The sequence below is a fragment of the Sphingomonas sp. GW822-FHT03G08 genome, assembly GCF_058801135.1.
On record NZ_JBXAMZ010000002.1, the window covers coordinates 503202 to 523105 of the forward strand.

Consider the following 19904-nt stretch of genomic DNA (forward strand, 5'->3'; position numbering starts at 1 on the left):
TAGCGATCTAGACTACCCATTTGGGCTAGTCGGCCTGCAGGCGCCATCATACTCAGATGTTAAACCGGTGCGCGCTCTCGTCGCGCACGCCGAGCTGCTCGGCCATGCGCACCAGGTCGGCGAGCGACTGGGCTTCCATCTTGCGCATCACATTGCCGCGGTGGATCTTCACGGTGATCTCCGAAAGCTCCATCTTCGCCGCGACCTGCTTGTTCATCAGGCCCGCGACGACCAGCCCCAGCACTTCGCGTTCGCGCGGCGTTAGCCGGGCATAGCATTCGTTGAGCCTGGCATCGCTCTCGGCGCCCGCCTGGCGTTCGCGGTCGCGCTCCAGCGCGGTGGCGACGGCGGCGAGCATCTGCTCGTCGCTGAACGGCTTGGGCAGGAAATCGATCGCGCCCATCTTCATGCCGCGGACCGTCATCGGGATGTCGCCATGCCCGGTGATCAGGATGACCGGGATGCCCATGCCTTGGGCCGCCAGCGTTTCCTGGAAATCGAGCCCGTTGATCCCCGGCAGGCGCACGTCGAGCACCAGGCAGGCCGGGCCCTTGGGCAGGCCGGTCTTCAGGAACGCATCGGGGCTGTCATGCAGCGCCACCGCCAGCCCGGCCGATCGGAACAGGCTGCCCAGCGACCCGCGGATCCCGTCATCGTCATCGACCACGCACACGCAACCAGGTCCCATGGCGCCTTCGAACATCTCACTCATGCCGCACTCTCCATCGCGCCCGCCACGGGCAGGCGGAAGCTGAACACCGCGCCTCCCTCAGGATGATTTTCCGCGCCAAGCGTACCGCCATGGCTCTCGATGATCGAGCGGCAGATCGACAGGCCCATTCCCATGCCTTCGGACTTGGTGGTGAAGAAGGGGCTGAACAGGCTCTCCGGCTCCACCGAGATGCCGCTGCCGCTGTCGCGGACATGCACGGCGACGCTGTCCGGCTCGGCCACCACCTCGACGCACATCACCCGGGCGCCCGGCGCCACCTGCGCCATTGCCTGCTCGGCGTTGAGCATCAGGTTCATCAGCACCTGCTGCATCTGCACCCGGTCGCCGACCAGCGGCGGCAGCCCGCCGGGCATCGTCACCTCGACGGTCACGTCGTGCGTGTTGAGGTCGCGGCGCAGCAGCTCGATCGTCTCGTCGACCAGCGAGCCCAGGTCGATCGCGTCCTGGCGCGGATCGGCACGCCGGGCGAGCGCGCGGATGCGGGCGATCACGTCCGCCGCGCGCGTCCCGTTCGAGACGACATGATCCAGGCAGTCCGCCACTTCGGCCGCATCCGGTGCCTCGCGCGCCAGCCAGCGCTTGCCCGACTTGGCATAGGTGATGAGGGCGGAGAGCGGCTGGTTCACTTCATGCGCGATCGACGCGGCGAGCTGGCCGAGCGTGGTGATCCGCGAGACGTGGGTGAGCTGCGCCTGTGCCTGGGCCAGGCGCACATTGGTCTGATTCCGCTCGGTCACGTCCAGGCCCATGATGAGCACCTGGCGCCATTCCTTCTGCTGGGGCGGGATGGTCACGCGCAGCAGCACGTCGACCGGTTCGCCCTTCGCATCGATGAAGCGCGTTTCTTCCTCGATCGTCGTCTCGCCGGCGATCATCGCCTGGAGGATACGACCCAGGGTCGCCTCCGCGGCGGGGGTGTGGAAGCGGACCAGCGTGCCACCAACCAGCTCCTCGCGCCGCTCCAGGCCGAACAGCGCGGCCGCGGCGTGGTTGGCGTCGCAGATCGTCGCGGTGCGCGCGGCGATATCGATCGCCTCGGCATCCGGCGCCTGCTTGCCGCGCAGCAGCCTGAACGCCTCGGACCAGTCGCCTTCCCAGATCGGAAAGCCGGCCGCGTTGAAGATCGCCCGGTAGCGCCGGTCGGCAATGCGGCGATGCTCGGCCGCGGCCATGTGGCGCACCGAAAGCAGCGTGGTCACTCCGATCGCGACCAGCGCGACCGACAGCCGCACCGCCGCCGATCCCAGCGCCTCATGGTCATGGCTGATGAAATAGCCCGCGATCGCCAGCAGCGCGCAGACGAAGCCTGCGGAAAGCGTCAGCCCGCGCGCATTGGCCCGCGTCGTCAGCAGCACGACGATCGTGTAGAGAACGGCCACCGCGCCCTGCAGCGGGCTCAGCACGTCGAGCGCGAAGATGCCCAGCGCCAGCGCGACCGTGGCCACGCCCTGCACCTGCGCCGCCAGCCTGCGCTTCTTCTCGGCTTCGTGCGCCATCTCACCCTCATGCAATGGTCCGTCGGAATCGGACCAATACAGCAGGCCTAGCGCATCACGAATGGGTCGCAACATGGGGTTCAGCGGCCACCCACAAAGAGTAGGAAGCGGGTACCCGGTTGAGCGTCGCGATAGCTGCCCTCGGCGCCCAGCCGCGCGGCCATCAGCTCGATCAGCCGGCTGCCGAAGCCGCTGCCCTGGATCACTTCGGCGACCCGGCCCCGGCCGCGATCGGAGACTTCGATCATGTAGCCGCCCAGCGGCAGGCTGCGCAGCATCACCCGCACATTGCCCGGCGCACCCGGGGCATAGGCATATTTGAAGGCGTTGGTGACCAGTTCGGAGACGATGATGCCGATCGCGGTCGCATCCTCCGAGCGGACCGAGACCGCCGCCGCATCGACCAGCACCGGCCGTCCGGTCGCGCCAGCCTGCAGATCGGCGGCCAGGCTCTCCAGATAGGCGCGCAGGTCTACGCTGGTGCTCTCATGCGCCTGGTAGAGCTGGCGGTGGACGCTGGCGACCGCCGCGATGCGCCGCTGAGTCACGTCGAGCGCGGCCTGTGCCACCGGATCGGCGATCCCGCGCGCCTCGACCGAGACCATTGCCGAGAGCAGCTGCAGGCTGTTGGCGATGCGGTGGTTCATCTCGTCGGCATCGCTTACCCGCGCGGCGGGCAGGATTTCGATCGTCGTGCCGGTATCGGCAACGGTGTTCGCCATGTCGAGCATCGGGGCCGTCCTTCCTCGGGAACTTCTGACGGCAGAAATCCCGCATCGGGCGGCCCGGGGGTATCATACGCTGGTTTAGGGTGAGGGTGGACAATGGTGTCGGGAGGGCGAACGGATATTCGCCCTCCCGATGGGGCAGATAGTTACGGCGCCGGCGCCCAGCCGACATTGCCGTTCCACTGGGCGAACACCTTGGCGCGGGTGTTGAGCCCCGTCAGGTTGGCGGTGCTGCTGCCATAGGTGGTGTTGCGCCCGGTCATCGACAGCGCCGTGCCGGTCGGCGTCAGCGAGCCGCTCTCACGCCAGCCCTCGGTTGCGCTCGGCAGCAGGTCCGGGATCGGGTTGATCCACCAGCCGGCCGCGGCGACATGGCTGTCCATCTTCACGCCGATGAACGCCAGGTTGTCGCAATATTGGGTGGCGTTGCTCGCCGATGCGCCCAGCACCTGCATCGTGGTGCAATAGCCGCCGGCCTGGTTCACGCCACCCGAGCGCGCCAGATAGGTCGATCCGCTCGGCACGCCATTGGCATAGGTCAGCGATCCGCCCAGCACGACGAAGCCCGGATAGCCCTTGGCCGAGCGTGCCTGGAAGATGTAGCCGCCCGAGGTCGGCGCCGAGGGGTCGACGACCGTCCGCAGTTCCGAATTCTCGATCGCCATCGCGAAGGGATAGCCCCAGATGAAGTCGACATCGCCGGCGATCAGGCTGTTGTAGATCCACACCCAGCCCTTCATCTGCAGCGTGTCCTGCGTGCCGATGAAGTTCATGTCGGTGCCGATGAAACGCGAGCCGTTGAGGTTGGCGGAATTGTAGTAGATCACCTCCGCCTGGCTGTTCTGGGTCGCATCCTTCACATGCGTGTTCTGCATCGTGAAGTTGCTGACCTTGATCTGGTCGCCGCCCTCGATCAGCAGCACCGCGCGACCGCCGCCGAGCGTCAGCCGGTTGCCCAGTGCCGTGTTGCCGCCGATATTGGTCAGCGTGGTGTTCGGCGTCGCGCGGCTACCGCCCACGCCGGGGTTGAACGCTTCCCAATTGTTGTTCTGGACGACGGTGCCCGCGCGGCTCTCGCCGTTGATCGTCAAATTGTTGACGTTGCGGAGGAACAGCTGCTCGTCATAGGTGCCGTTCTTGATCGTGATCGTCTTGGCCGCGGTGTTGCCGGCGCCGCACGAGGCGCAGCCCACCGTCATCATGTAGTTGAGCGCGCCCTGTACCGAACGGAAATCGGCCGCGCCGTCATCGTCCACGGTCACCGCGGTGGTCGAGGTCGGTGCCGCCTTGGTCTTGAACGTCCAGCCGGTCGTGCCGCTGATGCCGGGGAAGCTGTTGAACCCGGCGATCGGGCCGTTGAACACCGACTGGTCGATCTGGACGTAATAGGACGTGTCATAGGCCAGCACATTGTCGTGGAGCTTGATCGTCGCGGTGTTCCCGCTGATCCGGATCGGGCGATAATAGGTGAAGCGATACTGGGTCAGGGTGGAAACGCCGTTGCCGATCTTGTCGATCTCGGTGTTGCCATTGCCCAGCGCGGTCTGCGTCTCGCCGCCGGCGACGGTGACGCCGCCGGTGGTGTCGATCGTGTCGACCAGCGTGCCGTCACTCTTGTAGACGCGGATCTGGCCGCTGCCGGTCGCCACCGGCGGTCCGTTGAAGGTCAGCTTGAGCAGCGTGTCCTTATAGGCGGCGGTTTCGCCCGATGCGGGCAGCAATGCGGAAGTGATCGACACCCCCGGCGTCGGTGTCGAAGCTGGTGTCGGGGTGGGTGACACCACCGATCCGCTATCGTTGTTGTTGCATCCGGCAAGGATCATGACGAGCGCAAGGCTCGCCGACGCAGCGCGCAGCTTCACATTTGCCTCTCCCCTTTGGGTCGTCAGCTTTTTTAGCTGATCGACTAACCCAGTGTTCATCTTGATACCGGTGTCAGGGATAGTCAAGGCGAAGATTCGCGCTTGTAACTTGAATCAAGTAGCTGATTTTTATGGAAAGTATCGGTGCCAATATTCTGGCGCGCCTGTCTCTCGGCCGGGAATCGGCTGCGGCAACGCTATGCCACCGGTATCCAGAAAGGGTCGTTCAACGTAGCGCCCGGTGGCGCGGACCGTTTCCTTGTGTATTATCTTGCTAACACGCAATCGTTCATGCACAATCCGCCGCCACGGTGCCAGCCAGGCGCCGGAAGGGGGATCAGAGTGTCCACAAGCGAACTCAGCGGGATGCCCGCGCTGGAATTGCGCGCGCTCGGCAAGACCTATGGCCGCGGGGCCGGGGCCAAGCGCGCGGTCGATGATGTGTCGCTCACCGTGCGCGGTGGCGAAGTCTATGGCTTTCTCGGCCCCAACGGCGCCGGCAAGAGCACCACGATCCGCATGGCGCTGGGGCTGATCCGCCCGAGCGACGGCGAGGTCTCGCTGTTCGGTCGCCCGGTCTCGGACCGCACGGCGCTGCGCCGGGTCGGCTCGCTGGTCGACGGCGGCACCTTCTACCCCTTCCTCTCGGGCCGCGACAATCTGCGCGTGCTCGCGCGCACCCAGGGGCATGACGGCGCGCGCATCGACGCGGTGCTCGAGCGGGTCGAGCTCAGCCGCGACGCCAAGCGCAAGGTGAAGGGCTATTCCACCGGCATGAAGCAGCGCCTCGGCGTTGCCGCCGCGCTGCTCGACGATCCCGACCTGGTGATCCTCGACGAGCCGGCCAACGGCCTCGACGCCGCCGGCATCCAGGACATGCGCACCTTGCTGCGCGGCCTGGCGGCGGAGGGCAAGGCGGTGTTCCTCTCCAGCCATCTCCTCCACGAAGTCGAGCAGATCTGCGATCGGGTGGCGGTGGTCCACAAGGGCAAGCTGCTGCGCGAGGCGACGATCCGCGAACTGCTCGACCAGGGCGAGGCGCTGCGCGTCGAGGCCGAGCCGCTCGACAAGGCCGCCGCCGCGCTCGAGGGTAGCTGGCCGTTCGAGATCGCCGATGGCGGGCTCACCGTCCAGGCCGGTCGCGCCGAGACGCCGGCGATCGTCCGCAAGCTGGTCGAGGCCGGCGCCGATGTGTTCCGCGTGGGGCCTGACGAGCAGAGCCTCGAGGAAATCTTCCTGACCATGACGAGGGATTCCGATGCTTGATGCCGTCCGCGCCGAGGCGCTGAAGCTCCGCCGCCATCGGGCCACCTGGATGATGGTCTGGCTCTATCCGATCGTCACCACGCTGCTCGTGATCGGCATCCTGATCTACGGCGCCTTCTCGGCCCATACGACCGGCGAGGAACGCTCCGCCGCCAAGTGGATCGCCGACAGCGCGCTGCTGTGGAAGGTGCCGGGCTCCGGCCCCGGCCGCTTCCTGATCGCCGGCTTCTCGGCGGTGGTGTTCGCCGGCGAATATGGCTGGAACACCTGGAAGCTGATCATCCCGGCGCGCGCGCGCTGGCAGCTGATCGCGGCGAAATGGGTGGTCGCCTTCGGTTTCGTGATGATCGCCTTCATCGCCGCAGACCTGATCCTGCTGTTCGGCGATTGGCTCGGCTCGTTCCAGGGCGACAGGATCCCGGCCGGGGTCACCCTGGGCGCGGTCGCCGAGGCGCATTGGCAGGCGGCGGGCAACGCGCTGGTGCCGATCCTCTTCACCATCGCCTTCGCCGCGCTGTTCGCGATCCTCACCCAGTCGATCCTCGCCACGGTGATCCTGTCGATCGCGATCGTGGTGATCGAGGGACTATTCCCCTTCATCGCGCTCTGGGCGCACCAATATGCGGCGGGGCTCGTCACCGCGCTGGTCAAGTTCCTGCCCTTCTACCACATGACCAATCTCGCCAACTGGGCGAAGGGCACGGGGCTCACCCTGCCGCTCGGGCCGGGCGACGTGGTCGCGTTCAACCGGGGCGCTTCGCTCTGGATCCTTACCGCCTGGATCCTCGCGGCGGGCGCGCTCACCCAGTTCCGCTTCCTGCGGCAGGACCTCAACTGACGCTAAGGCCGGCGGGACCCGTGCGTTCCCGCCGGCCCTTGGTTCAGTCGATCGTCACGCCGACCACGCGCCAGGCGCCGCCCTCGCGCTCGAGCGTGACCGTCTCCACCGCCTCGGCCTTGTTGGCGAAGCTGGTGCGGAACTTGACCACCTCATAGCCATGGGGCGGGGCGGGCAAATTCTCCTGGCCGATCAGGGTGCGCGAGGCGACGGCGCCGAGCGGCGTGCGCACCTTCTCCGACACCGTCCGCCATACCGCCGCGGTGTTCAGCTTACGGAACGCGGCGCCGGTCGCCTTGTAGCTTTCGTCCCAGCGGCCCTGGTCGCCCAGTACGAGGAACGCGCGCGCCGCATCGACCACTTCCGGGTTCGGCGCGACTTGCGAAGCCGCGGGCGTCGCGGTCGGGGCGGCGGGGAGCAGGGCCAGCGCCAGCAGGCCAAGGGCAAAGGTCATGAGAAACACTCCAGGGATGATCCAGGGCCGGCGATGTGCCTGCCCGGCGCCGTCGACCGGCGTGGCTCCCTGATCGATCCCGGCGCGCGCCGGGTCTTCCCCGATTCCCGTGTCCCCGAACAATTCGGGTCCGCCCTCGGCTGCCAGCAACAGCCGCGCCGCCTCTCGGCTGCTCGACACCGCCATCTTGCGCCGCGCATCGCGCAGCCGCTCGTTGATCGTGTGGACGGAGAGGCCCAGGCTGCGCGCGATCGACTTGGCGTCATGCCCGCGGACGATCAGGCGCAGGGTCTGCTTTTCCTTCTCGGTCAGCGCCCAGCCCGCTTCTGTCACCCGCATGTCCATAGCTGCCAGGGCCTAGGTCAGCGATATCGTCGCAGCCACCCCAAAAAATTCGTACTCCCGGCCGATAGCCCGCGGGCTTGGTCGCATGGCTTCGGTTCCCGGTCGCAAAGCGGTCGCGGGCGCGCGCCTGCTTTCGAGAAATTTGTGGCTCTGGCGGCGCTTAGGCGTCAACAAGCGGGGGGAGAGGTGTATATGCGTGACAAGCGCACAGGTCCTCGCGTGCCTATCGGTGGAGCTTCGTCATGAGCCACAACAATCTTCCGTCCGCTCCGCGCTTTCCGATCCGCTTTTCGCGCCGTCGCGCGCTGGCGATGCTGTCGTCCACCGCGGTGGTCGCAGCCTGCAGCAGCGGCGGTGGCGGCGGTTCACCCGCCCCGTCGCCCACGCCGACTCCGACGCCCACCGCCACGCCCACCCCGGTCTCCGGCCCCGCCTGGTTCGGCTATGGCCGCAATGCCCAGCACACCGCCGTGAGCGCGATCGCCACCCAGGATCTCGGCCGCATCGCCTGGACCACTCCGATGGACCTGGCGCCGCAATATACCGCCTCGGGCGCGCTGCTCACCCATTATGGCTCGCCGGTCGTCACCACCAACAACACGATCGTCCTCCCGGTGAAGACCGCCGCCACCGGCAGCTACCGGATCGAGGGCCGGTCCGGCGCGACCGGGACGCTCCTCTGGTCGGCGACCACCGACTATGTCACGCCGCCGCGCAACTGGCTGCCGCCCTATAATCTGCTCCTCACCGCGCAGGGCCGCCTCTATGCGCCGGGCGCCGGCGGCAAGCTGCTGATGCGCGCCGATGCGGACGCCACCACCGGCACGCTCGCGACGCAGATCTTCTATGGCGCGGCCGCCTATAACGCCAATCCGGCTGCCTATGACGGCACGGTCTTCATCAACACTCCGATCACCGCCGATGCGCTGGGCAACCTGTTCTTCGGCTTCGTCGTCACCGGCGCGAACCCGGCCGGGCTGGTCAGCGGCGTCGCTCGAGTCGCGGCCGACGGCACCGGCAGCTGGGTCGGCGTCGCCACGGCGGCGGGCGACACGTCGATCGTCAAGCCCGCGATGAACTGCGCGCCGGCACTCTCGAACGATGGCGCCACCGTCTATATCGCGGTCAACCGAGGATCGACCACCGCGACCCAGACCGGCTTCCTGCTCGCGCTCGACAGCACCACGCTCGCCACCCGGGGCAAGGCCGCGCTGATCGATCCCAGCGCGCTCACGCCCGCGCGGATCAGCGATGACGGCACCGCTTCGCCCGTGGTCGGGCCGGATGGCCGGGTGTTCTATGGCGTGCTCGAGGCCCAGTTCGGCACGCACAATGCGCGCGGCTGGCTGCTCCAGTTCGACGCCTTGCTCAATCCGGTGGGCGTGCCGGGCAGCTTCGGCTGGGACGTGTCGCCAAGCGTGATTCCGGCGACGATGGTGCCTTCCTACACGGGCATCTCCACCTATCTGCTCGTCCAGAAGTACAACAACTATGCCGGGGTAGGGACCGGCGACGGGCTCAACCGGATCGCCGTGCTCGATCCCAGGACAAGCCAGGCCGATACGATCCTGCCCGCGATCCAGGTGATGCGCGAGGTGATCACCATCGTCGGCCCGACGCGGGACGGCACCACGGCCAATTCGCGGCGCGAATGGTGCATCAATACGATGCTCGCCGATCCGCTGCGCGGCTCGATCCTCGCCAATAACGAGGACGGCATCCTCTATCGCTGGGACCTGGCGACAAACACGCTGTCGCAGAACATCCGCCTCAATACCGGGCTCGGTCAGGCCTATACGCCGACCCTGGCGGGCGCGGACGGCGCGGTCTACGCGATCAGCAACGCCACGCTATACGCGATCCGCGCCTAGGGCCGGATTTCCCGCTTCGAAGGGGATTGCTGCATCGCCCCACCTTCTTGTCCCCCGGCGAAGGCCGGGGCTCAGTTTCGGCGCAGCTGGTTGGGGTGGTCTAACCTCTCGGGCGACATTGCAACTGGGCCCCGGCCTTCGCCGGGGATCAGGGAAGGTTTGCAGGAAGCACTTCGCCCTCACCGCCGGAACGGATCGCTGAACTTCGGATCGGTCGTCAGCTTCGGGTCGCTCAGCGTCATCAGGAAGGCGACCAGCGCCGCGCGGTCCTGCGCGCTCAGGTTCAGCCGTTGCGGTGTCTTGCCCCGGCGCAGGCGGGGGTCGAGCGCGGGCCCGTCCTGGATGCCATGGTCGTAGAAGTCGATCACCTCCGCCAGCGTGGCGAAGCGGCCGTCATGCATATAGGGGCCGGCCAGGGCGACATTGCGCAGCGACGGCGCCTTGAACAGCCGCGTCTCGCCGGCGTCGAGCCCGTTGCTGTGGGCACTCGCCGACAGCGCGAAGGTCGGCGGCAGATGGCAGGCGGAACAACCCGCGCCGCCCCGGCTCGCATCGGCCATGAACAGATGCCGCCCGCGATTCTCCTGTGGCGTGAAGCCCGGCAGGTCGACATCGAGCGCGCGATCGGGCGCAGCGGCCGAGAAGACCCGGGCATAGCCCGTGTCCCACCGGCTGCTGCTCGCGATCATCGCACGGGTGAACCGGGCCAGCGCCAGCTGGATCCGCGCCTCGCTGATTGCGGGATCGCCGAACGCCCAGGCGAACAGCCCGGGATAATAGCCGATCCCGGCCATCTTCCGGGTCAGTGCGCCGAAGCCGCCCATATTCTCGCCCCAGCCCATCTCGACCAGGCTGTGGAACGGGTGGCTGGCCTGTGCCTCCACGCTTGCCGCGCGACGGTCCCAGAAGGTGGTGCCGGGCTGCCAGTAGCGCAGATTGCCCAGCCGCATCGCGTGGAAATCGGTGGTGCCGGCGGTGCTGATCCCGTTGCTGAACCGCATCGCGTCGGTGAAGCCGATCGCCTGCTGGTGGCAGGAAGCGCAGGAAGCGCGGTCGTTGGTGCTCAGCCGCAGGTCGTAGAACAGCACCCGGCCCAGCGTCGCCACCCGGTCGTCGTTCGCGTTGGCAGCCGGGCTGTTGTCCAGTGATCGCACCGTGCCATCGAAATAGGCGGGCAGCTTCGGCCTGGAGTAATTGGCGACCCTGGAGAAATCGATGGTGGTCCGCTCGGCAACGGCTTTCGGCGTGATGGCGCCCGGCGCCTTGCCGAGCCCCCCGCACGCCGCCAATGCCAGCGTCAACGCGCTCGCAACCAGTCCCGCAGTTCCCCAGCGCATCGCACCTCCTTCGCCCGACGCGACATCGTATCGCGCTTTTCCGAAGGGGGCGACGGCTTTCCCCGTCCGCGGAGCGTGTCGCTCACCGCACCGCCGCGACCGGCGCCTTGCCCGTGGCGGCGGCCACTTCGCGCTCGGCCTGGGTGAAGCCATAGGCGGGAACGATCTCGCCGGTCCGGTCGGTCACCTCGGCCCAGCCGGCCGCCACCTGCTCGCCGGCATCGGCGGCGCGGCCCACCTGGATGCCGTCGGTCAGCGTTACATGCGCGGCGGCGAAATGCCCGGCGCCGGCGCACAGGATCGCGCGGGTGGGGGCGCCTTCGCCGACCAGCGCGAGCAGGCCGGGGCTGACCAGATCGGGCGCCAGCATCTCGAGGCTCTCCGCCGAGAGCACGCCCTCGGTCATGCCCGTCGCTGCGGTGGGGGCCAGGCTGTTGACCCGGATGCCGTATTTCTCGCCTTCGATCGCCAGCGTCTGCATCAGGCCCACAAGCGCGAGCTTGGCGGCGCCGTAATTCGCCTGGCCGAAATTGCCGTACAGGCCGGAGGAGGAAGTGGTCATCACGATCCGCCCGTAATTCTGCGCGCGCATCGTTTCCCAAACTGCCTTGCAGCAGATCGCCGCGCCGATCAGGTGGACATCGACCACCAGGCGGAAATCGTCGACGCTCATCTTGGCGAAGCTCTTGTCGCGCAGGATGCCGGCATTGTTTACCAGGATGTCGACCCTGCCGAACCGCTCGACGGTCTCGGCGACCATCGTCGCGACGCGCAGCTCGTCGGTCACCGACGCTGCGAAGGCGATTGCCTCGCCCCCGGCCGCGCGGATCTCGGCGGCAACCGCGTCGGCGGCCGGCTGGGACAGGTCGTTGACGACGATCCTCGCGCCCCGGCTCGCCAGGTACAGCGCATGCGCGCGCCCCAGTCCGCCGCCCGAACCCGTCACAATTGCTACACGACCCGCCAGCGACATCCCGCTCTCCCTTTGGTTTTTCGGAGGGCTTCGTAGCGTCGCAATCATTCACTCGCAAGAGAGCGAATTGTTCGGACTATTTCCCGCGCTTGCAGATCTCGAGGAAGCCGGCGGCCATGAACGATGCCATCCGCTCCTTCACCGCGGCGAAGTCGTCCGAATGGCACAGGCCGTGGGAGAGCTTGTCGATGCGCCCGGTGCGGGCGAGAGTGAGCATCAGCGCGCCGGTGACGAAGTGATAGCCCCAGAAGATGTCCTCCTCGGCGCAGTCGGGCAGGGCCTGTTTGAGCAGCCCGATCAGGCGCAGCACCACCGGGTCGAAATGCGCGTCCATCAGGTCGGCGCCCCAGGCCGGGGTGTTGGCCACCTGCGCGCCGAGCTTGGCGTAGTTCTTCCAGCCCTCGCCGCCCTCGATATAGGTGTCGAGATCGGTATCGAGGAACGCCCGCAGCGCACCCTCGACGGTCGGCTTGCCCTTCACCTCGGCCTCATAGGCATCGAGTGCCTGCATCCGCCGCTCGCTGGTCACCACCGCGCGCCGGGCGAAGACGGCATCGAACAGCGCCTTCTTGTCGTCGAAATAGTAATTGAGCAGCGTGTGGTGGACGCCGACCTTCTTGGCGACGTCCTTCAGCGTGACGCCATAGAGCCCGTGCTGCGAGAACAGCTCCTCGGCAGCGTCGTAGATCTGCTCCATCGTCTCGGCGCGCTGCTCGGCCTTGCGCGAGCGGCGAACGGGCTTGGCTGTCTCGGTCACCTCCCGTCCATCCGGTCTGGCGCGGCCATCGTCAAGCCCATGCGCAGATATTCACACGCGTGATAGTGTGTGTTGACAGCGCCGCGGCCTTGCCCGCATGATGCGGGAAAGGCGGAGAAAACCGCCACGGGAGAGAGACGCGTGGAAACTCAGGCAGGTGGCAGCCGCCGCTGGATCGTGCTCGTCACGCTCACTTTCGTCTATGTCCTCAATTTCCTCGACCGCCAGCTGCTCGGCATCCTCGCCAAGCCGATCCAGGACTCGCTCCACTTGAGCGACCGCCAGCTCGGGCTGATCGGCGGGCTCTATTTCGCGATGTTCTACTGCTTCATCGCGATCCCCGTCGGCTGGCTCGCCGACCGCACCAGCCGCGTAACCATCCTTTCGCTCGCCTGCGCGATCTGGAGCGGCGCGACGATCGCCTGCGGGCTCGCCACCAGCTACACCCAGCTTGTCATCGCCCGGATGACCGTCGGCTTCGGCGAGGCGGGCGGGGTGCCCCCGTCCTACGCGATCATCACCGACACCTTCCGGCCCGGCGAGCGCGGCACCGCCTTCGGCATCTTCAACCTGGGGCCGCCGATCGGCGCGGCGCTCGGCATCGCGTTCGGCGCCTTGATCGCGGCTTTGCTCGACTGGCGGATCGCCTTCATCGCGATCGGCGCGGTCGGCGTGGTCTCCGCGATCCTCGTGCCGCTTATCGTCCGAGAGCCGCGCCGCGGCGCCACCGACGTCAATCCCGTCGCCACGCCCACTGCCGCCAAGGCGCCCTTCTGGGGCACCTGCGCCATGTTCTTCACCCACCCGGTGCTCATGCTCGCCGCGCTCGGCAGCGGCGCCACCCAGTTCGTCACCTATGGCCTCGGCCAATTCGCGGTGCTGTTCCTGATCCGCGAAAAGGGCATGACCCTGCCCGAGATCGCGATCTGGTACGCGCTGGTCGTCGGTATCGGCATGAGCGCCGCGATGCTGATCTCGGGCCGCATCATCGACCGGCTGAGCCGCCGCGGCCGCACCGTCTATGCGCTCGGCCCGGCGATATCGCTCGCCATCGCCATGCCCTTCTACGTGGCGTTCGTCTGGGCCCCCGCCTGGCCGCTCGCGCTGCTGCTGCTCACTGTCGTCAACTGCTTCAACTATTTCTACCTCTCCGCCTCGGTCGCGCTCGTCCAGGAGGAGGTCCGCCCCGACCAGCGCGTGCTCTCGGGCGCCTTGCTGCTGCTGGTGATGAACTTCATCGGCCTCGGCCTCGGCCCGACCTGGGTCGGCGCCGCCAGCGACTGGTTCAAGGCGCATGGCTGGGAGCACGGCCTCCAGCTTGCCCTCTACACCCTCTCGCCCTTCTACCTGATCGCGATCGCGCTCTTCCTCACGCTCGCCCGCGTTCTCCGCGCCGAGCAAGCCGCAAAGGTGCCCGCATGAAGCCGTTCCGCCACGCCGCCATAGCCGCCGCCTTGCTGCTCTCCGGCACCGCGCTCGCCCAGGAGCCGGTCGTCAACGCGCCCTCGGGTTCGGTGAGCGGCACGCTCGAAGGCCAGATCCGCGCGTTCAAGGGCATTCCCTATGCCGTGCCCCCGGTCGGCGGCATGCGCTGGCGCCCGCCCGCGCCGATGCAGCCCTGGGCCGGCACCCGCGCCGCGAAGGATTTCGGCCCCGCCTGCGTCCAGCCCCAGGCCAAGACACCGACCAACGTCTACGCCCCAGCCCAGCCGATGCCGGTCAGCGAGGATTGCCTGACGCTCAACATCTGGGCGCCGGCGAACGCAAAGAAGGCCCCAGTCTTCTTCTGGATCCATGGCGGCGCGCTGCTCTCGGGCTCCAGCCGCGAGCCGATGTATGACGGCCGCAAGCTCGCCGAGCAGGGCGTGATCGTCGTCTCGATCAACTACCGCCTCGGCGTCCTCGGCTGGTTCTCCCACCCGCAGCTCTCCGCCGAATCCCCGCAAAAGGTCTCGGGCAATTACGGCCTGCTCGACCAGATGGCCGCGCTCGCCTGGGTGAAGCACAATATCGCCGCGTTCGGCGGCGACCCCGCCAGGGTGACGATCGCAGGCGAATCCGCCGGCGGCCTCAGCGTGATGTACCTGATGGAATCCCCGCTCGCCCGCGGCACCTTCTCCCAGGCGATCGCCCAGAGCGCGTACATGGTCGCGATGCCCAGCCTCAGGAAGGAGGCGTATGGCGCGCCCTCGGCCGAGGCGGTCGGCACGATGCTCTCGGCCGGGCTCCAGGCCCCGAACCTCACCGCGCTGCGCGGCATGGACGCCCAGAAGCTCACCGACGGCGCGGCGAAGCTCGGCTTCTTCCCGTTCGGCGTGGTCGACGGGCTCGTCCTGCCGAGCCAGATGGTCGAGGCGTTCGACCAGGGCAAGCAGGCCCCGGTGCCGATCCTCACCGGTTTCAACCAGGGCGAGATCCGCTCGCTCCGCATGCTCGCCCCCAAGGCGCCGGCCACTGCGGAAGACTATGAGAAGGCCATCCGCGAGAAGTACGGCGAATTCGCCGACGCCTTCCTCAAGCTCTATCCGGCCGCGACCTACAAGGAGAGCATCCTCGCGACCACCCGCGACGCGCTCTATGGCTGGACCAGCGAGCGCCTCGCCCGCAAGCAGGCGGCGCTCGGCAAGCCGGCGTATGTCTATCTCTGGGATCACGGCTATCCGGCGATGGACGACAAGGACCTCCACGCCTTCCACGCCAGCGAGTTGCCCTATGTCTTCGGCAACCTGACCCCGCTGCCCCCGCTCTGGCCGACGATCCCCGCGAGCGACCGGCCCTTGTCCGACGCGATGCTCGGCTATTGGGCCAGCTTCACCAGGACCGGCAATCCGGGCACCGCCTGGCCGGCGTTCGGCAAGGACCGCGCCTATCTCCACATTACCAACACGCCCAAGGCAGAGGCGGACCTGATGCCGGGTATGTACGACCAGTACGAAGCCGTGGTCTGCCGCCGCCGCGCCGCCGGGGTCGCGTGGAACTGGAACGCCGGCCTGGCCTCGCCCAAGCTGCCTGCGAAGGCAAAGGGCTGTCAGTAAAATTCCCCTCCCTGCAAGGGAGGGGCTAGGGGTGGGTTAGAAAAGGCCGGGCTCGATGCCCGGTCTTTTCTTTATCTCCGCCGTCTCGCTGGGCTCGCTGCGCTCGCAACCCACCCCCAACCCCTCCCTTGCAGGGAGGGGAGCAGAAACGGCGACGGTTACCGCCCAACCCTGGCCGCAGCGATCCGCCCCTCGGCATAGTCATCGCGCAGCCTTTTCTTGTCGATCTTCCCCGAGGCCGCCAGCGGCATCGCAGGCACCTCGGCGACCTCGCCCGGGATCCACCAGTCCGCAACCTTGCCGCGCAGCATCTCGAGCAGCGCGCGCGGGTCCTCGCCCTGGCTGTCGACGATCAGCACCGGCCGCTCGCCCCATTTCGCATCCGCCCGCGCGATCACCGCGACATGGCGCACCGCCGGGTGCGTGCCAATGATCGCTTCTATTTCGTTCGGGTTGATCCACTCGCCGCCCGACTTTATCAGGTCCTTGGCCCGCCCGCAGATCGTCAGATTGCCCTCGGTGTCGAGCATCGCCAGGTCGCCGGTGTCGAAATAGCCCTCTTCGTCCAGCGCGCTTTCCCGGCTGCGGAAATAGCGCTCGATCACGCTATGCCCCTTCACCTTGAGATGCCCGAGCACATTGCGCTGCGGCACCAGCGTGTTGCCGTCCGCATCGGTGAGCTTGAGGTCGAGCCCCATGACCGGCCGCCCCGAAGCCGGCGCCGCATCCCCGGGCAAGTCCCTCGGTGCGATCGCGCCGACCGGCGACAGCTCGGTCATCCCCCAGCTCGTCTGCACCCGCGCGCCGAGCTTCTCCTCCAGCCGCCGGAGCAGCGCGTCGGGGCAGCTCGATCCGCCGATCAGCACCCGCTCCAGCGTCGGGAAGGCTTCGCCGCTCGCCTCGGCCTGGTCGGCCAGCGTCAACCAGACGGTCTGTACGCCAACAGCCACAGTCACGCCTTCGTCGCGGATCAGCCGTGCCAGGCTCGCCCCGTCGAGCGTCCGCCCGGGCAGCACCAGCCTCGCGCCAACCGCCGGCGCTGCGAACGGCATGCCCCAGCCATTGGCGTGGAACATCGGCACGCCGAGCAGCAACGTGTCACGCGCGGTGATCGCCACCGCGTCCGCCTGCAGCGCGCGCAGCGTGTGGAGGTAGTTGGAGCGGTGGGTATATACGACGCCCTTGGGGCTGCCCGTCGTCCCGCTGGTATAGCAGAGCCCGGCGGGGGCGTTCTCGTCGAACGCCCCCCAGGCCATCGGGGCGCCATGCGCCGCCAGCAAGGCGTCATGGCGCCAGACCTGCACCCGGTGCGACCCGAGGGTGCCAAGTTCCGCGTCCGAAGCGTCCAGAAGGATCACATGCTCGATGCTCGGGCAGTGCGGGATGAGCTCGGCGGCAAGCGGCACTAGGTCCGCCGCGACCGCGAGCACCCGGTTCTCCGCCTCGTTGATCATCGCGGCGAGGTGCGCCGCGGTCAGCCGCGGGTTGAGCGTATGGCACACCAGCCCCATGCCCATCGCTGCGTAATAGATCTCGAAATGGTGGATCGTGTTCCAGCCGAGTGTGCCGACCACCGCGCCCTGGCGCAGCCCCAGCGCCGCGAGCGCGCCTGACAACCGGTTGCTCCGCTCGCGCAGCGCCGCATAGGTCGAGCGCTTGACGATCGTGCCCGCCTCGGCCTCGACCACCTCGCAGTCCTGGAACCACTTGGCGGCATGATCGAGGAATTTGTCGATGGTCAGACCGTAGGGCTGCATGAAACCTTGGCACTTTGAGAAAGGAAAGGCCGCCGGAGAGGGAGCACCGGCGGCCAGGCAGGAAATCAGAACGTCTTCAGCAGCTTGACGCCGTACTGGCGGGGCGGGCCCGCGAAATAGAGGCCGGAGTTCAGCGCTGCCGGATAGTGCTGGTCGGTCAGGTTGGTGCCGTACAAGGTCACCGTCCACGTCTTGTGCTGGAAGGCGAGCTGCGCGTTCAGGATGTTGCGCGCCTCCAGATGGTCGCCGCGCGCCGGGTTCTCGAACAAAGTCGCCCACTGGTCGCCGACATGGCCGAAATTCACCCGCGGGGTGATCTTGTCGCCGCTCTTCAGTTCCAGCTCATATTGCGCGCCCAGGTTGAAGGTCAGGTTGGGCGCATAGGTCTGGCGGCGGCCTTTCAGCGCGATGCAGCTGGTGCTGGCGGGACCCGTATTCGGGTTGCAGGCCACCGTGCTGGCGCCGCGCGGGTCGGTCGCGAAGAAGGTGCCCAGCTCGCTGTGCAGCACGTTGATGCCGGCATCCAGCGTCAGCCCGCCGCTGCGGAACTCCGCCTCGGCCTCGAACCCGTAGATCTTGGTCTTGTCGGGCACGTTCAGCTCGATCCCGAAGGTCGGGAAGGTCGGATAGCCGATGATGACCTGGAAGTTCTTGTAGTCGTTGTAGAAGCCGGTGATCGTCGTGCGCAGCTTGCCGCCGGCCCAATTGCCCTTCCAGCCTGCTTCGTACGAAGTCACTTCCTCGGGCTTGAACGGCGCGGGCAGGCCCAGGCCCACCGGCACGTTCAGCCCGCCCGGGCGGAAGCCGGTGGCGACGAAGCCATAGAGATACTGGTCCTTGCTCGCCTTCCAGCCCAGCGTGACCTTGTACGAGAAGTTCTTCGAGCTGGTTTCCTGATCGGCGATGATCGGGGTGCCGTACTGGCGCACATCGACATCGTTGATCGATCGGCTCTCGGTATAGCGGCCGCCCGCCTCGATCTTCAGGCTGGGGGTGATGTTGAAGCCGATCTGGCCGAATGCCGCGAGCGAGCGGGTGAAGTTGTTGCCCTGCAACTTGTACGTCGCCGCCGGCAGGTCGAGCGGATAGGCCACATCGATGATGAACTGGTACGGCCGCTTGAAGTGGTAGTCGTTCCACACGCCGAATGCGCCGAGCAGCCAGGTGAAGCGCTGGTTGTCGGCCGAGATCAGGTTGAACTCCTGGGTGACCTGCTGCTCGTCGACGCTGTCGTAGAAATAGCTGTTGCCGGTGGCGGTGCCGTCCAGGTCCGCCTTGTACATCGTGTTGGCCCATTGATAGCTCGAGACCGAGCGGAACTTGGTGCCGCCGGCGAACTCGTATTCGGCCTTCAGGATCGAGCGGACGAAATTGTCGCGTGCCGCCTGGGGGGCGTTGTACTGCACGTCGAACAGGTCGCGGTGATTCGGGTTGGGCGTGCTCGTGCCCGGCAGCGTCTTGAAATAATTGGCGAAGGGTGAGGCGGGATAGGCGCCGAAGTCGAGCCAGTCGAAATCGGTCTTCGACAGGATCGAGAAATTGTCGCTCGGCTTCCACAACAGGCTGATCCGCCCGGCCATCAACCCCACCTTGCCCTTCTCATAGGGATAGGCTGCGCCGCCGGCGCCGGTGATGTTGTAGAAGCTGTCGCGGCGCTGGGTGAACAGCGCGACCCGGGCGGCGAAGGTATCGCTCACCGGCAGGTTCACCGCGCCCTGGAAGCCGGCGTCGTTGTAGTTGCCGTAATGGACGTTGAAATAGCCGTGCGTGCCGCCGCCGATGATCGGATCGTTGGTGTTGACGAACACCGCGCCGCCGGTGGCGTTCTGGCCGACGATCGTGCCCTGCGGTCCCCTCAGGACCTGGATGTTGGCAACGTCGAAATAGGGCTCGCCCTGCACATAGCCGGGGAAACTCGGCACCCCGTCCCGGTACGTGATCACGCCCGTCGTGGTCTGGGTGTTGTGCTCGGCCTTGCCGATGCCGCGGACGTTGAAGTCATTGCCCTGGCCGAAATTATTGACGACGATCGAGGGCATCGCGAACTGCAGCGCGTCGACATTGGCGACGCCCTTGTTGTCCAGCTGGCTGCCCGAGAGCACCGAGGCCGAGACCGCGGTGGTCATCAGATTCTCGTTGCGGCGCTGCGCGGTGACGACGATCTCGCCATCTTCCGCGTTCGAAGCGGATGCAGCCGCAACCGGCTTGTCCTGCGTTTCGGGGCTGGCGGTCTGCGCTGCGGCGCCGCCGCTCCAGGCCAGGGCAAGCGCGGACGCGCCGGCCAGCAACGGGCGATAGTTCATTCGGGTCCCTCCCACATCCATCTCCAGACGCGATCTTCGTCGCGATGGCGGGAAAGATGCCGCAAAGCCGGAGGGCTTGCAACACTAATTCACTCATGAGTGAATGTTGTGACCGGGAAAGGCCGACCCGCGCAACCTTTGGTCACTTC

General features: G+C 67.2%; 15 protein-coding genes. 5 read left to right on the forward strand and 10 right to left on the reverse strand.

Annotated features, from left to right (window positions below; translation table 11 throughout):
* Window positions 1-52 precede the first annotated feature (52 nt).
* The 4 genes from AC1RJ5_RS19760 to AC1RJ5_RS19775 form a co-directional block, all read right to left on the reverse strand.
* On the reverse strand, window positions 53-712 hold the full coding sequence (locus AC1RJ5_RS19760) for a response regulator transcription factor (RefSeq protein ID WP_493115260.1): 660 nt from the start codon (window positions 710-712) through the stop codon (window positions 53-55).
* The gene (locus AC1RJ5_RS19765) at window positions 709-2229 is read right to left on the reverse strand and encodes a sensor histidine kinase (RefSeq protein ID WP_269576244.1); all 1521 of its coding nucleotides are present in this window, start codon (window positions 2227-2229) and stop codon (window positions 709-711) included. Before AC1RJ5_RS19765 ends, AC1RJ5_RS19760 begins: the two co-directional genes overlap by 4 nt.
* An 80-nt stretch (window positions 2230-2309) precedes the next feature.
* The gene (locus tag AC1RJ5_RS19770) at window positions 2310-2960 is read right to left on the reverse strand and encodes a sensor histidine kinase (RefSeq protein WP_269576243.1); all 651 of its coding nucleotides are present in this window, start codon (window positions 2958-2960) and stop codon (window positions 2310-2312) included.
* Between the two features lie 143 nt (window positions 2961-3103).
* Window positions 3104-4819 (reverse strand): pectinesterase, encoded by a 1716-nt coding sequence (locus tag AC1RJ5_RS19775; protein WP_493115263.1) that lies wholly within the window; start codon window positions 4817-4819, stop codon window positions 3104-3106.
* 342 nt (window positions 4820-5161) lie between these two features.
* On the opposite strand from AC1RJ5_RS19775, the gene AC1RJ5_RS19780 reads away from it, so the two are divergent.
* Window positions 5162-6085, forward strand: a complete 924-nt coding sequence (locus AC1RJ5_RS19780; RefSeq protein WP_269576241.1) for an ABC transporter ATP-binding protein — start codon at window positions 5162-5164, stop codon at window positions 6083-6085.
* On the forward strand, window positions 6078-6923 hold the full coding sequence (locus AC1RJ5_RS19785; RefSeq protein WP_493115265.1) for an ABC transporter permease: 846 nt from the start codon (window positions 6078-6080) through the stop codon (window positions 6921-6923). Before AC1RJ5_RS19780 ends, AC1RJ5_RS19785 begins: the two co-directional genes overlap by 8 nt.
* A gap of 43 nt (window positions 6924-6966) precedes the next feature.
* On the opposite strand, the gene AC1RJ5_RS19790 is transcribed toward AC1RJ5_RS19785, so the two are convergent.
* A complete protein-coding gene (locus AC1RJ5_RS19790; protein ID WP_269576239.1) occupies window positions 6967-7722 on the reverse strand; it encodes a helix-turn-helix domain-containing protein in 756 nt (251 codons plus the stop codon).
* Between the two features lie 242 nt (window positions 7723-7964).
* On the opposite strand from AC1RJ5_RS19790, the gene AC1RJ5_RS19795 reads away from it, so the two are divergent.
* Window positions 7965-9593, forward strand: a complete 1629-nt coding sequence (locus AC1RJ5_RS19795) for a hypothetical protein (RefSeq protein WP_493115266.1) — start codon at window positions 7965-7967, stop codon at window positions 9591-9593.
* A gap of 179 nt (window positions 9594-9772) precedes the next feature.
* On the opposite strand, the gene AC1RJ5_RS19800 is transcribed toward AC1RJ5_RS19795, so the two are convergent.
* The 3 genes from AC1RJ5_RS19800 to AC1RJ5_RS19810 all read right to left on the reverse strand — a co-directional run bounded on the left by AC1RJ5_RS19800 (window position 9773) and on the right by AC1RJ5_RS19810 (window position 12660).
* The gene (locus AC1RJ5_RS19800; RefSeq protein ID WP_493115267.1) at window positions 9773-10930 is read right to left on the reverse strand and encodes a cytochrome-c peroxidase; all 1158 of its coding nucleotides are present in this window, start codon (window positions 10928-10930) and stop codon (window positions 9773-9775) included.
* Window positions 10931-11012: 82 nt separating this feature from the next.
* The gene (locus AC1RJ5_RS19805) at window positions 11013-11903 is read right to left on the reverse strand and encodes an SDR family NAD(P)-dependent oxidoreductase (protein WP_493115268.1); all 891 of its coding nucleotides are present in this window, start codon (window positions 11901-11903) and stop codon (window positions 11013-11015) included.
* A 76-nt stretch (window positions 11904-11979) separates the two neighbouring features.
* Entirely contained in the window at window positions 11980-12660 is a 681-nt protein-coding gene (locus AC1RJ5_RS19810; protein WP_269576235.1) for a TetR/AcrR family transcriptional regulator, read from the reverse strand.
* Between the two features lie 141 nt (window positions 12661-12801).
* On the opposite strand from AC1RJ5_RS19810, the gene AC1RJ5_RS19815 reads away from it, so the two are divergent.
* Both AC1RJ5_RS19815 and AC1RJ5_RS19820 read left to right on the forward strand, forming a co-directional pair.
* Window positions 12802-14082, forward strand: coding sequence for a spinster family MFS transporter (locus AC1RJ5_RS19815; RefSeq protein ID WP_493115269.1), 1281 nt, complete (start codon window positions 12802-12804; stop codon window positions 14080-14082).
* Window positions 14079-15695 carry a carboxylesterase/lipase family protein gene (locus AC1RJ5_RS19820; protein WP_493115270.1) on the forward strand — a complete coding sequence of 539 codons (1617 nt, stop codon included), beginning with the start codon at window positions 14079-14081 and terminating at the stop codon, window positions 15693-15695. Before AC1RJ5_RS19815 ends, AC1RJ5_RS19820 begins: the two co-directional genes overlap by 4 nt.
* 158 nt (window positions 15696-15853) lie before the next feature.
* Here AC1RJ5_RS19820 and AC1RJ5_RS19825 read toward each other — a convergent pair whose 3' ends face one another.
* Window positions 15854-17452: an AMP-binding protein gene (locus tag AC1RJ5_RS19825; protein ID WP_493115271.1), complete on the reverse strand. Its 1599-nt coding sequence runs from the start codon at window positions 17450-17452 to the stop codon at window positions 15854-15856.
* A 65-nt stretch (window positions 17453-17517) separates the two neighbouring features.
* Window positions 17518-19755 (reverse strand): TonB-dependent receptor, encoded by a 2238-nt coding sequence (locus AC1RJ5_RS19830; RefSeq protein WP_493115272.1) that lies wholly within the window; start codon window positions 19753-19755, stop codon window positions 17518-17520.
* Window positions 19756-19904: the final 149 nt, after the last annotated feature.

Coding starts and splice junctions, on each gene's coding strand:
- AC1RJ5_RS19760 (WP_493115260.1), bottom strand. CDS start 712: ATGAGTGAGATGTTCGAAGGCGCCATGGGACCTGGTTGCGTGTGCGTG.
- AC1RJ5_RS19830 (WP_493115272.1), bottom strand. CDS start 19,755: ATGAACTATCGCCCGTTGCTGGCCGGCGCGTCCGCGCTTGCCCTGGCC.
- AC1RJ5_RS19785 (WP_493115265.1), top strand. CDS start 6,078: ATGCTTGATGCCGTCCGCGCCGAGGCGCTGAAGCTCCGCCGCCATCGG.
- AC1RJ5_RS19820 (WP_493115270.1), top strand. CDS start 14,079: ATGAAGCCGTTCCGCCACGCCGCCATAGCCGCCGCCTTGCTGCTCTCC.
- AC1RJ5_RS19765 (WP_269576244.1), bottom strand. CDS start 2,229: ATGGCGCACGAAGCCGAGAAGAAGCGCAGGCTGGCGGCGCAGGTGCAG.
- AC1RJ5_RS19770 (WP_269576243.1), bottom strand. CDS start 2,960: ATGCTCGACATGGCGAACACCGTTGCCGATACCGGCACGACGATCGAA.
- AC1RJ5_RS19825 (WP_493115271.1), bottom strand. CDS start 17,452: ATGCAGCCCTACGGTCTGACCATCGACAAATTCCTCGATCATGCCGCC.
- AC1RJ5_RS19800 (WP_493115267.1), bottom strand. CDS start 10,930: ATGCGCTGGGGAACTGCGGGACTGGTTGCGAGCGCGTTGACGCTGGCA.
- AC1RJ5_RS19805 (WP_493115268.1), bottom strand. CDS start 11,903: ATGTCGCTGGCGGGTCGTGTAGCAATTGTGACGGGTTCGGGCGGCGGA.
- AC1RJ5_RS19795 (WP_493115266.1), top strand. CDS start 7,965: ATGAGCCACAACAATCTTCCGTCCGCTCCGCGCTTTCCGATCCGCTTT.
- AC1RJ5_RS19790 (WP_269576239.1), bottom strand. CDS start 7,722: ATGGACATGCGGGTGACAGAAGCGGGCTGGGCGCTGACCGAGAAGGAA.